The sequence below is a fragment of the Nocardia canadensis genome, assembly GCF_032656385.1.
GTDB lineage: Bacteria > Actinomycetota > Actinomycetes > Mycobacteriales > Mycobacteriaceae > Nocardia > Nocardia canadensis.
The window spans coordinates 1,033,046-1,042,849 of record NZ_JAVCWB010000002.1 but is presented as its reverse complement, the minus strand read 5'-3'; the positions used below and the strand labels follow the sequence as shown (position 1 = coordinate 1,042,849).

At 69.5% G+C, this 9,804-nt stretch carries 11 protein-coding genes; 6 read left to right on the top strand and 5 right to left on the bottom strand.

Features of this window, described 5'->3' with window-relative positions; genetic code table 11:
- Positions 1–22: 22 nt before the first annotated feature.
- Entirely contained in the window at positions 23–1,024 is a 1,002-nt protein-coding gene (locus tag Q7X29_RS07950; RefSeq protein ID WP_316573657.1) for an ABC transporter substrate-binding protein, read from the top strand.
- Between the two features lie 164 nt (positions 1,025–1,188).
- On the top strand, positions 1,189–1,932 hold the full coding sequence (locus tag Q7X29_RS07945) for a hypothetical protein (RefSeq protein WP_316573656.1): 744 nt from the start codon (positions 1,189–1,191) through the stop codon (positions 1,930–1,932).
- A gap of 63 nt (positions 1,933–1,995) precedes the next feature.
- Here Q7X29_RS07945 and Q7X29_RS07940 read toward each other — a convergent pair whose 3' ends face one another.
- The 3 genes from Q7X29_RS07940 to Q7X29_RS07930 are packed head-to-tail and all read right to left on the bottom strand — an operon-like array spanning position 1,996 to position 4,855.
- On the bottom strand, positions 1,996–3,417 hold the full coding sequence (locus Q7X29_RS07940) for an NAD(P)(+) transhydrogenase (Re/Si-specific) subunit beta (RefSeq protein WP_316573714.1): 1,422 nt from the start codon (positions 3,415–3,417) through the stop codon (positions 1,996–1,998).
- Positions 3,418–3,434: 17 nt separating this feature from the next.
- Positions 3,435–3,737: an NAD(P) transhydrogenase subunit alpha gene (locus Q7X29_RS07935; RefSeq protein WP_019045334.1), complete on the bottom strand. Its 303-nt coding sequence runs from the start codon at positions 3,735–3,737 to the stop codon at positions 3,435–3,437.
- A complete protein-coding gene (locus tag Q7X29_RS07930; protein ID WP_316573655.1) occupies positions 3,737–4,855 on the bottom strand; it encodes a Re/Si-specific NAD(P)(+) transhydrogenase subunit alpha in 1,119 nt (372 codons plus the stop codon). The genes Q7X29_RS07935 and Q7X29_RS07930 overlap by 1 nt, the downstream gene beginning before the upstream one ends.
- 407 nt (positions 4,856–5,262) lie before the next feature.
- Between Q7X29_RS07930 and Q7X29_RS07925 the strand changes: the two genes are divergently transcribed.
- Genes Q7X29_RS07925 through Q7X29_RS07915 form a run of 3 tightly spaced genes read left to right on the top strand, consistent with a single transcriptional unit; the run spans position 5,263 to position 7,219 of the window.
- Positions 5,263–5,706, top strand: a complete 444-nt coding sequence (locus tag Q7X29_RS07925; RefSeq protein ID WP_218720935.1) for an HIT family protein — start codon at positions 5,263–5,265, stop codon at positions 5,704–5,706.
- Positions 5,703–6,545, top strand: coding sequence for a maleylpyruvate isomerase family mycothiol-dependent enzyme (locus Q7X29_RS07920; RefSeq protein WP_316573654.1), 843 nt, complete (start codon positions 5,703–5,705; stop codon positions 6,543–6,545). The genes Q7X29_RS07925 and Q7X29_RS07920 overlap by 4 nt, the downstream gene beginning before the upstream one ends.
- Positions 6,545–7,219, top strand: a complete 675-nt coding sequence (locus Q7X29_RS07915) for a Type 1 glutamine amidotransferase-like domain-containing protein (protein ID WP_218720933.1) — start codon at positions 6,545–6,547, stop codon at positions 7,217–7,219. The genes Q7X29_RS07920 and Q7X29_RS07915 overlap by 1 nt, the downstream gene beginning before the upstream one ends.
- Here the strand turns inward: Q7X29_RS07915 and Q7X29_RS07910 are convergent.
- Positions 7,190–7,693, bottom strand: coding sequence for a GtrA family protein (locus Q7X29_RS07910; protein ID WP_316573653.1), 504 nt, complete (start codon positions 7,691–7,693; stop codon positions 7,190–7,192). The genes Q7X29_RS07915 and Q7X29_RS07910 overlap by 30 nt on opposite strands.
- A 66-nt stretch (positions 7,694–7,759) precedes the next feature.
- Positions 7,760–8,095, bottom strand: coding sequence for a hypothetical protein (locus Q7X29_RS07905; RefSeq protein WP_218720931.1), 336 nt, complete (start codon positions 8,093–8,095; stop codon positions 7,760–7,762).
- A gap of 368 nt (positions 8,096–8,463) precedes the next feature.
- On the opposite strand from Q7X29_RS07905, the gene Q7X29_RS07900 reads away from it, so the two are divergent.
- Positions 8,464–9,795, top strand: coding sequence for an FAD-binding oxidoreductase (locus Q7X29_RS07900; protein ID WP_394358664.1), 1,332 nt, complete (start codon positions 8,464–8,466; stop codon positions 9,793–9,795).
- Positions 9,796–9,804 lie beyond the last annotated feature (9 nt).

The window sequence follows — 9,804 nt, the reverse complement described above, 5'->3', positions numbered from 1 at the left end:
ATAGAAAGAAGGAAATCACTCCATGTCAGCGCACCGAATGACGGCACGCATGCGTGCCGCCGTCGCCCTCCTGATCGTCGCGGTGACCGCGACGGCCGTGGGCTGCGGCAGCTCCACCTCCGAGCAGGCGGCCGAGTCCGGCACTCACCAGGTGGAAACCGCCAAGGGCCCGGTCACCGTGCCCGCCGACCCGCAGCGCATCGTGGTCCTCAACGGCGCGCTCGCCGGGTACCTGTTCGACCTCGACGCCAAGGTGAAGGCCGCGGATCCACGGATTCTGGGTGTCACGCTGCAGCCCGGCGAGTTCCCCGCCGCCTGGGCCGCCGACGCCGAGGCACAGGGCACCGTGGCGGTGCCTTCCGGCGACGACCTGAACCTGGAGTTCATCGCCGCCCAGCAGCCCGACCTGATCATCGGCGGCGGACCGGGCTGGCCGGGTCAGCAGACGATCAAGAACTACGACAAGCTGGCCGCGGTCGCGCCCACCGCGCTGGTGGCGTCCAACCTCGCCAACTGGCAGGACCAGCTGAAGGCGGTGGCCGACTTCGTCAACCGCCCCGAGAAGGTCGACGGCATGATCACCGCCTACAACACGCGGGTCGACGAGGTGAAATCCGCCGTGCGGCTGCCGCAGGGCGCGACGGCGGTGATGCAGTCCCAGTCCGATGGCAAGCCCATCCTGCTCGCCCCCAACACCCCGCTGGCCACGCTGCTGTCCGGGGTCGGCTTCACCGTCGACGACAAGATCGAAGCGAAGGCGGGCAACCCGACCAAGGCCGAGGCCGGTGACTGGGTCACCTTCAGCCCCGAACTGCTGAGCACCGTCGTCGACGCTCCGGTGCTGTTCGTGATCAAGCTCGACGGCGGCCGCGACATCGCCCAGCTGAAGCAGGATCCGGCGCTGGCCATGCTGCCCGCCTTCCAGCGGGGCCAGGTCTACGAGCTGCCCGCCGCCAGCAAGCGGCCGGACTACCGGCAGGCCATGGCGACCCTCGATCTGCTGGCCGAGCGCTTCAAGAAGTAGTCCTCGGGCACCGACGCCGTCCCGATCACCCCGTCCGCCGGACCTCCAGCGGGCGGGGTGGCCGCGTTTCGGCGGCACCGCACCACGCACGGACGGGTTGGCCGAGGATTCCGGCTGTGGCACAGTCGGTTCCGCGACAGTCGCGTGGGAGTGGGGGGTCAACGGTGCGCAAGATCGTCGGAGTGGAGCCGTTCGTCACCGAGCGTTCGGCTCTGCTCGCGGAAGGCAATCACTTCACCGCCCGCTACCAGGAGCTGGGCGCCACCGACGACGGCTGGGCGGCCTACCAGCGTTTCTCCGCGCTCCACGCCCGGTACCAGGAACTGCTGCCCGACATCGTGGTCTCGCGGTGCCCGTTCACCGGACAGCTGGTGTACTGGCCGCTCGACATCGCCGATGTCGACGGGTGGTTCTGGATGTCGTCCAACCCGGTTCGCCGCTTGGACCCCGTACCGCACACCTGGTTGTTGATGGCCGGTGCGATGCGGCTCGACGGCCCGCCCGCGCCCGCGCCGTTCGCCCGCCGCGTAGGCCCCGACGTGCCTTATGTGTATCCCCAGGTACTCGGCCATCCCGAGATACGCGCCGTGATCACCCAGCTGCGGGTCGGTCCGCACACCGGCTGGCCGATCACCTACCACTGCTCCGTGTACCGGCCGCGCGGCATCGCGCTCGAACCGGTGTGGGGCAGTGACCATTACGACGTCGTTCGGGCTCCGGGCCGGTACGCCGCCTGGGACGACAACTGGGGCTCCAACAGCAAGGACTTCGATCTGAGACCCTGGCTGGACAGCGGCAAGCTCCAGTGGATCGCCCCCGATGACGCCACCGCGACCCTGCGCACCGGTTCCGCCGATTGCCCCTATCCGGATCTCCCGGGGACCCGCAAGTACAACCGGCTGTTCTGAGCCGACAACGCAAGGGGCCCTTGCCGTTCGCGATGAACGGCAAGGGCCCCGGGACGTGGCGACTTACAGCGCCTTGAGTTCCTCGGTGACCGCACCGACGGACTTCTTGGCGTCGCCGAACAGCATGGAGGTGTGATCGGCGTAGAACAGCGGATTGTCGATGCCGGCGAAGCCGGAGCTCATCGAGCGCTTGAGCACGATGACGCTCTTGGCCTGGTCGACGTTGAGGACCGGCATGCCGTAGATCGGGCTGGACTTGTCCTCGCGGGCGGCCGGGTTGGTGACATCGTTGGCGCCGATGACCAGGACCACATCGGTACGGCCGAATTCGCCGTTGATGTCGTCCATTTCCTTCATCGCGTCGTAGGAGACCTCGGCCTCGGCCAGCAGCACGTTCATGTGACCGGGCATGCGACCGGCGACCGGGTGGATCGCGTACTTGACCTCGACACCCTTGCCCTCGAGCAGCGAGGCCATCTCCTTGACCGCGTGCTGGGCCTGGGCGACGGCCATACCGTAGCCGGGCACCACGATGACCTGGTTGGCGTAGGCCATCTGGATCGCGGCGTCGGCGGCCGAGGTGGCCTTGGCCTGCTTGTTCTCGCCACCGGCGCCGCCACCGGCCGCACCGCCGCCGCCACCGAAGCCACCGGCGACGATGGCCGGGATGGAGCGGTTCATGGCCTTGGCCATGAGGTTGGTCAGAATGGTGCCGGACGCGCCGACGATCATGCCCGCGACGATCATCGCGGTGTTGTTCAGCGCCAGGCCCGCGGCCGCGGCCGACAGCCCGGTCAGGGCGTTGAGCAGCGAGATGACGACCGGCATGTCCGCGCCACCGATCGGCAGCACGACCATCAGGCCGAGCACACCGGCCAGCACCAGCAGGCCGATCATCCACAGCTGCGAGACGCCGCCGTTGTCGGCACCGAGGCCGATGACCACGGCGCACACGATCGCGCCGACGAGCAGCAGCAGGTTCAGCGGCTGCTGCAGGCGGCCGACGCTGATCGGCTTGCCGGACAGGATCTCCTGCAGCTTGGCGAAGGCGATGATCGAGCCCCAGAACGAGACCGAACCGATCACCGCGGCGAACAGCGAGCCGATGATGATGTGGATGTTCGGCTCGTCGTGCAGCGCCGAGAAGCCCGAGCTGTCGATGAACTCGGCCCACGCGATGAGCGCGACCGTGCCACCACCGACACCGTTGAACGCGGCGACCAGCTGCGGCATCTCGGTCATCTTGGTGCGCACGGCGGGCGGAACACCCAGTGCCACACCGACGACCAGGCCCGCGCCGATCAGGATCCAGTTGATCAGGTCCGCGTGGCGCACCGAGATCAGCGTGGCGATCACGGCGATGGCCATGCCGACCGCGGCGATCTGGTTGCCGCGCACCGCGGTCTTCGGACCGGTCAGGCCCATCAGGCCGTAGATGAACATGGAGAAGGCCACGATGTAGAGGCCGTTGACCAGGTAGGTCATGTTGTCGACTGCGTGCATCACTCGGCCGCCTTCTTCTTACCCTTGAACATGCCGAGCATGCGGTCGGTGACCACGAAGCCACCGATGACGTTCAGCGTTCCGAACACCACGGCGACGAACAGGATGATCTGGACCAGCAGGGACGGGTCCTTCACGTTGCCCAGCGTCACCAGCGCACCGAGCACCACGATGCCGTGGATGGCGTTGGTGCCCGACATCAGCGGGGTGTGCAGGGTGTTGGGGACCTTGGAGATGACGGCGAAGCCGACGAATCCGGACAGGACCAGGATCGCGATATTGGCGAGAAGTTCGGTGTACATCAGGCTTCCACCTCACGGGTGACACAGGAATCGGCCAGCACCTGGTCCTCGAAATCGGGCGCGAGCTTGCCGTCGACCAGCATCAGCTCCAGCAGGGCCGCGATGTTCTTGGAGTACAGCTCGCTGGCGTGCTCGGGCATGGTGGCGGGCAGGTTCAGCGGCGAGGCGATGGTCACCTCGTGCTTGACCACGGTCTGTCCGGGCTCGGTGAGCTCGCAGTTGCCGCCGGTCTCCCCGGCCAGGTCGACGATCACGCTGCCGGGCTTCATGCCCTCCACGGCGGCGGCGGTGACCAGGCGCGGCGCGGGACGACCCGGCACCAGCGCGGTGGTGATGACCACGTCGAAGCCCTTGATGGCGTCTTCGAGGGCCTTCTGCTGCTGGGCCTTCTCGTCGTCGGTGAGTTCGCGGGCGTAGCCACCCTCACCGGCGGCGTCGATGCCCAGGTCGAGCCACTGGGCGCCGACCGAGCGCACCTGGTCGGCGACCTCGGGACGCACGTCGTAGCCGGTGGTGCGGCCGCCGAGGCGCTTGGCCGTGGCCAGCGCCTGCAGACCGGCGACACCGACACCGAGCACCAGCACGGTGGCCGGCTTCACGGTGCCCGCGGCGGTGGTCAGCATCGGGAAGAAGCGGGTGGACTCCGAGGCGGCGAGCAGCACGGCCTTGTATCCGGCGACGTTGGCCTGCGAGGACAGCGCGTCCATCACCTGCGCGCGCGAGATACGCGGAATCGCCTCGACCGCGAAGGCCTGCACACCGGCGGAGCGCAGCGCGCCGATCTGGTTCTCGGCGTTGCGGGGCGCGAGGAACCCGATCAGAGTCTGTCCGGAGGACAGCTTGGCCACCTCGGCATCGCTGGGCGGGGCGACCTTGACCACGACCTCGGCCGACCACGGATCACCGATGGTCGCGCCCGCCTCGACAAAGGCTTCGTCGGGGATGAGGGCGCCGAGGCCGGCACCGGCTTCCACGACCACCTCGACACCCTGCTTGGACAGGGCGGGGATGATCTTGGGCACCAATGCGACCCGCCGCTCACCCGGGCCGGACTCGCGAACGACTCCGACACGCGCGCCGCGCGGCGAACCCTCGCCCACGTTTTGCGTTGTCTCCACTAGTCAGACTTCCTTCTTGTGCTGGCTTCGAGCCGGGGAACAACGGGTCAGCCGACGTTACTTGCGAGTAGGTTCGGCTGAAATCCTCGCTACTGTACTCGGCTCGCGGTGAGCCTAGCCGAGATGCCCGTCACATCGGCGGGCTGGACCATCCACTGGGAAATAGGACAGACCCGACCCGTTTCGCCAAGTTGACGACCTTTCCGCACGGCGGCCGCGGCCCCGCGGCCATGATCACATTCGTCGCCGCAGGTAGGGCCGGACAAGACCACACATGAAGGTGGGCTACTTACTTCCACGTCCGAATGCTGGTCAGCCGACCGGTTACTCGACATACGTGACGCGCGTCATGTCGGTGCGGGGTTCGGACTGTTGCGCGACCCACGCCACACCGTAGGGTCGTCGCTGTGAACGACTGCGTCTTCTGTCGGATCGTGGCGGGTGCCGCGCCCGCGACCAAGGTCTACGAGGACGACGCGGTGTGCGCGTTCCTCGACATCAGGCCGATCACCCGCGGGCACACCCTGGTCGTTCCCAAGCAGCACGCCACCGAGCTCGACGATCTCGCCCCCGATCTGGGCGCGACACTCTTCCGTACCGGGCACCGGCTCGCGCGCGCCCTGCGCCGTAGCGACTTGAGCAGCGACGGCGCCAATCTCATCCTCAACGACGGAATCGCGGCCTTCCAGACCGTCGGCCATGTGCACCTGCACGTGGTGCCGCGTAGACACGGGGACAAGCTCAGCTTCGCCAAGGGCTTCCTGCTGCGCCGCCCCCACGAACCGAACTCGACCGCGGCCGCGATCCGCGCCGGACTCACGGCGCTCGACGCTGAAGGAGCACAGGGATGACCGAGGGCACGCCCGACCGCGAGCAGCTGACCGACCTGCTCGCCCAGCAGTGGGAGGCCATCGGCATCCTGGTGGCCGACCTCGACGAGAAGGCGTGGCGCAAGCCGTCGCCGCTGCCGGGCTGGACGCTGTTCGACGTGGTCGCGCATGTGATCGGCACCGAGTCGTGGTTGCTCGGCGAGACCCCGCCCCCGCACGACCCGCTGCGGCCCAAGACCGACGTGCGGACCCTGCCGCACGTGCGCAACGAGGTCGCGGTGCTCAACGAGATCTGGATCGACCGACTACGCCCGCTGTCCGGCAAGCGGCTGCTCGCGCTGTTCGACGAGGTCACCGATCGCCGGCGAGCCGCCCTGGCCGCGATGGACGAGCAGGCCTGGCAGACACCGACCGTGTCGCCGGTCGGGCAGGTGCCCTACGGGCGGTTCATGCGGGTGCGCCTGTTCGACTGCTGGATGCACGAACTCGACCTCGCCGACGGCATCGGCCGCCCGGTATCCGAGGGCGGCGCGCGCGCCGAGACCGCCTTCGCCGAACTCACCATCGGGCTGGGCCGGGCCGTGGTGAAGGGGGCCAAGGCGCCCGACGGCGCGCGCCTGACCTTCGACCTCACCGGCCCGGTCACCCGGCAGATCCACCTCGGGGTGCTCGACGGCCGCGGCGCGGTGCTCGACGCCGCCGACGCCGAACCGAACGCCGTGATCAGCATGGATTCCGGGCTCTTCGCGCGCTTGCGCGGCGGGCGGACCACCGCCGACGCGCACCGTGACGAGGTCACCGTGACCGGTGACAAGGCCCTCGGCGAGCGCCTCGTGCAGAACCTGGCCTTCACCATCTGATGCGGTTGTTCCTGGCGTCCTATCGGTTCGGCGCCTTCGCCGACCGGCTCGCCGGGCTCGTCGGCGCGCCGGGCGGCCGGGTCGCGGTGATCCCCAACGCCTGTGACGCGTGGCCTGCCGCGTGGTCGTCGGCGGTGGCCAGTGACCTGACCCCGCTGCGGCAGCACGGGTACGCGCCGGAAGTGGTCGACCTGCGCGACCACCTCGGCGCGCCGGGTGAACTGGAGCGGCGTCTGCGCGCGTTCGCCATGGTGTGGGTGCGCGGCGGGAACACCTTCGTCCTGCGGGCCCAATTCGCCCGCAGCGGAGCCGATTCCGTGCTGCCCGCGCTGCTCGCCGAGGACGCGCTGGTCTACGCGGGCTACAGCGCGGGCGCCTGCCTGCTCGCCCCCGACCTGCACGGCCTGGAGACGATGGACGACCCCGCCGAGGTGCGTCCGGCCACCGGCGTCGAATCACGATGGGACGGACTGGGTGTGGTGGACCGTCCGCTCGTGGTCCATCTCGACTCCCCCACCGACCCCGACGGCGAGTCCGCGAAGCTGCTGGCCCGCTATCGCGCCGAGGGCACCCCGCACTGGGCCCTCACCGACGACGACGTCGTCCTGGTCGACGGCGACCGTACCGAGGTGCTGCGCGGCGGTTCAGCGCCCGGCGCCGACCGGATCCGCTGATCGCTTGCGCCGGAACACGATCCAGCGCATCGCGGAGTACATGTAGACGGCCTCGCAGGCCCCGGCGGCCAGCCGCGCGAGGTGATACTCCATGCCCAGCGCCACCAGACCGGAGCCGACCCCGAGGATGAAGGCCAGATAGTTCACCAGCACCACCGCCGCGTACACCACGGCCTGCGTGCCCATCGGCGCGTGCGAGTGGAAGTTGAAGGTGCGGTTGAGCAGGAAGGCCAGGCCGAAGGCGGCGACATAGGCCAGCGTGATCGACACCGGTACCGGCACCCCGAGCCCGGTGTGCAGCAGCGTGAGCAGCAGCAGGTCGACACCGAAGGTGAAACTGTTGATCAGACCGAAGCCGAGCAGCGTCGCGGGCACGATCCGGTCCAGCCCGAACGGCAGGCGGGCGACGACGGCCTCGCACCAGCGGGTGAACCGGTCGGCGATCGAGTCGGTGACACTCGCGTGCTGCTCCACGCCGTCAGCCTGCCAGCGCGAGATGACGCCGAGATGAGCAGTCGGCAAACGGGCGCGTGCGCCGCCTCAGTGCGGGACGGCGACGGCCACCGCGTGCGCGGTCGGCTGCTCGACGACCGGGCGGCCGAGCGCGGTCCAGGCGGCCAGGCAGCGGCGCCGGGTGAACTCGTCGGCCTCGGCGAGCAGCGCGTCCCGCAGCAGGCGCGGTTCGGCGGACCATTCACCGGCGATCTCGGCCAGCGCGCGGATGCCGAACATGCCGGTGGCCTCCAGCGCGGACAGCCACTCCTCGTGTTCGCCGTCGCGCACCCGGCGCATGGCATCGGGGTCGATCCCGGCATCGGCGAACTCGGCGGCGAGCAGCGCGCCGACCAACTCGTTGCGGTCCTGCGGTTCCTTCATCTTCCGGCCCCTCCCGGCGAGTACGGTGCGACGCGGCGCGTCGGTGTGTGCGATGCGCGAGCGAGCGCACCGTAGAGCGGAATGCGAAACACGCCGGGTGCGCGACGGCCGATCGCCGACGGACACACCCGCTATGGGCATTGTGACGGGTTGGACGCCGTATACACCAACCGGGCGCGCCGGATCACAATCATGCGCAAATTCACTTGGTCGGGCGCACATCACGTCGGTCAGGTGACCAGCTCGCTCCCACGGCGGGTCAGCGCTGTTCACGAGTCCGGCCGGAGTACCGACGCGGGGTGGTCGTCGCGGGTTAATTTGAGTAGGTGGACGAGAGCAGGGTTGACCTCGAGTCGTTGATTTCCGCGGTGTCCGAGGGGGCTGTGGTCCTCGATCCCGATCTGCTGGCGGGGTACCGGCAGGACTGGGCGCGCGATCCGGACGCGGGCACGCCGCTGGCGGTGGTGCGGGCGCGCGACACCGCCGATGTGGTGGCCACGCTGCGGTGGGCGCACGCGGGGCGGGTGCCCGTCGTGCCGCGCGGGGCCGGGTCGGGGTTGTCCGGTGGCGCGACCGCGGTGGACGGCGGGATCGTGCTCAGCACCGAACTGATGCGCGCGCTCAGCGTCGACGCGGTCACCCGGACCGCCGTCGTCGGGCCCGGGCTGCTCAACGCCGAGGTCAAGCGGGCCGTCGCGGCGGAAGGCCTGTGGTATCCGCCCGATCCGTCCTCGTTCGAGATGTGCTCCATCGGCGGCAACGCGGCGACCAACGCGGGCGGACTGTGCTGCGTGAAGTACGGCGTCACCACCGACTACGTGCTCGGCATGGAGGTGGTGCTGGCCGACGGGACCGCCGTGCGGCTGGGCGGACCGCGGCTGAAGGACTCGGCCGGACTGTCGCTGACCAAGCTGTTCGTCGGCAGCGAGGGCACGCTCGGGGTGATCACCGAACTGACCCTGCGCCTGCTGCCGGCCCAGCCGCCGCAGGCGACCGTCGTCGCGAGTTTCGGCTCGCTCACCGCCGCCACCGACGCGATCCTGGCCATCACCTCGACGTTGCGCCCGGCGATGCTCGAGTTCATGGACACCGTCGCGATCAACGCCGTCGAGGACGAGATGCGGATGGGGCTGGACCGCACCGCCGCCGCGCTGCTGGTCGCCCGGTCCGACGCGCCGGGCGAATTCGCCGCGCACGAAGCGCGGTTGATGGTGTCGCTGTGCGAGAAGGCCGGGGCGACCGAGGTTTTCGATACCGAGGATCCCGCCGAGGGCGAAGCCTTCACCGCCGCAAGGCGATTCGCGATCCCCGCCGTGGAGCGGATCGGGCCGCTGCTGCTCGAGGACGTCGGCGTCCCGCTGCCCCGGCTGGGTGATCTGATCACCGGGATCACCGCCATCGGGGAACGCAACGACGTGCTGGTCTCGGTCATCGCGCACGCGGGCGACGGCAACACCCACCCGCTGATCGTGCACGACCCCACCGACCCCGACAACACCGCCCGCGCGCACCGCGCCTTCGGCGAGATCATGGACCTCGCCATCGCGCTGGGCGGCACCATCACCGGCGAGCACGGCGTCGGCCGATTGAAGAAGGCGTGGCTGCCGGATCAGGTGGGTCCCGAGGTGATGGCGCTGACCCGCCGGATCAAGGACGCACTCGACCCCGAGGGCATCCTCAACCCCGGTGCGGTGCTCTAGCGGAACAAC

Bases quoted from the DNA above. Each gene is read 5' to 3' on its own strand.
- Q7X29_RS07940 (WP_316573714.1), bottom strand. From the start codon at position 3,417: ATGACCTACCTGGTCAACGGCCTCTACATCGTGGCCTTCTCCATGTTC.
- Q7X29_RS07905 (WP_218720931.1), bottom strand. From the start codon at position 8,095: ATGAAGGAACCGCAGGACCGCAACGAGTTGGTCGGCGCGCTGCTCGCC.
- Q7X29_RS07915 (WP_218720933.1), top strand. From the start codon at position 6,545: ATGCGGTTGTTCCTGGCGTCCTATCGGTTCGGCGCCTTCGCCGACCGG.
- Q7X29_RS07935 (WP_019045334.1), bottom strand. From the start codon at position 3,737: ATGTACACCGAACTTCTCGCCAATATCGCGATCCTGGTCCTGTCCGGA.
- Q7X29_RS07950 (WP_316573657.1), top strand. From the start codon at position 23: ATGTCAGCGCACCGAATGACGGCACGCATGCGTGCCGCCGTCGCCCTC.
- Q7X29_RS07920 (WP_316573654.1), top strand. From the start codon at position 5,703: ATGACCGAGGGCACGCCCGACCGCGAGCAGCTGACCGACCTGCTCGCC.